The organism is Microcystis sp. M53603_WE2 (assembly GCF_030065435.1).
Genome location: NZ_JASJFF010000508.1, coordinates 1 through 1,388 on the forward strand (window position 1 = coordinate 1; position 1,388 = coordinate 1,388).

The following is a 1,388-nucleotide window of genomic DNA, read 5'->3' on the forward strand; positions in this document are numbered from 1 at the left end:
CGCCTAACCCACCCTACATTTAAATTTCGGGTGCTTTTAGGGAATAAAGGGAGAAACTAGGGGTTTTCACTTTAGCCTGTTGCACTAAACTGGGGACGGAATTACGCGCTAGGGCGGTTAATTTATTGGTGGTAGCATCGTAAATCGTCGTCGCCACTTTGGGATAGAGTCCAATGCCGATAATTGGCACTAATAGAGAGGCGATAATAAAGACTTCCCGGGGTTCCGCATCCACTAGGGCATGGTGTTCTTCTAATTCCTTATTTTCCGGTCCGTAGAGAATTTCTCGCAACATGGACAAGAGATAAATCGGGGTGAGAATGACACCGATAGCCGCTAAAAAGACGATAATAACGCGGAAAGTGGGACTATAGGCATCACTGGTGGCAAAACCGATAAATACCATTAATTCCGCCACAAAACCGCTCATCCCGGGCAAAGCCAGGGAAGCGAGGGAACAGGTGGTCCACATGGCAAAAACTTTCTTCATTTTCTTGCCGACACCGCCCATCTCGTCTAACATCAGGGTATGGGTGCGATCGTAGGTACAACCGACCATAAAGAATAAACTCGCCCCAATCAGTCCGTGGGAAATCATCTGTAACATCGCCCCGCTTGTACCAATATCGGTAAAGGAAGCCATGCCAATCAGCACAAATCCCATGTGAGAGATGGAAGAATAGGCAATTTTGCGCTTAAGATTGCGTTGGGCAAAGGAGGTTAAGGCGGCGTAGATAATATTAACTACCCCTAAAATCACCAAAACGGGGGCGAAAACGGCGTGAGCATCGGGTAACATCCCCATATTCATCCGTAAGAGCGCATAACCACCCATTTTAAGCAAAATTCCCGCTAGTAACATATGGGCGGGGGCAGTGGCTTCGCCGTGGGCATCCGGTAGCCAAGTATGGAGGGGGAAAATCGGCAGTTTTACCCCGTAGGCAATCAGAAAACCGGCGTAGAGGAATAATTGCAGTTTCAGGGGGAAATCCTTGCCAGCAATAGTCACCATGTCAAAGGAGACGGTATCGCCATAAAAAGCCATCGTCAGCGCCGCTACAAGGATGAATAGAGAGCCTCCGGCGGTGTAAAGGATAAATTTGGTGGCCGCGTAGAGACGGCGTTTACCGCCCCAAATGGAGAGGATCAGATAGACGGGGACTAATTCTAATTCCCAGACGAGGAAGAACAGTAACAGATCCTGGACGGCAAACACCGCAATCTGTCCCCCGTACATCAACAGCATTAGGAAGTAGAATAGTTTCGGTTTAAAAGTCACCGGCCAAGCCGCTAAGATAGCCAGAGTGGTGATAAATCCCGTTAAGATAATCAGAGGCATGGAGAGGCCATCGGCTCCTAAGGACCATCTTAGGTCAATTTCGGGCAAC

The 1,388-nt window shown here is 48.7% G+C and carries 1 protein-coding gene; it reads right to left on the reverse strand.

Going from position 1 to position 1,388, the window contains the following annotated elements; genetic code table 11:
• Nucleotides 1–19 precede the first annotated feature (19 nt).
• Nucleotides 20–1,388 (reverse strand): NAD(P)H-quinone oxidoreductase subunit 4 (locus PX481_RS10590; RefSeq protein WP_288094559.1); only part of this gene is annotated, 1,369 nt, incomplete at its 5' end.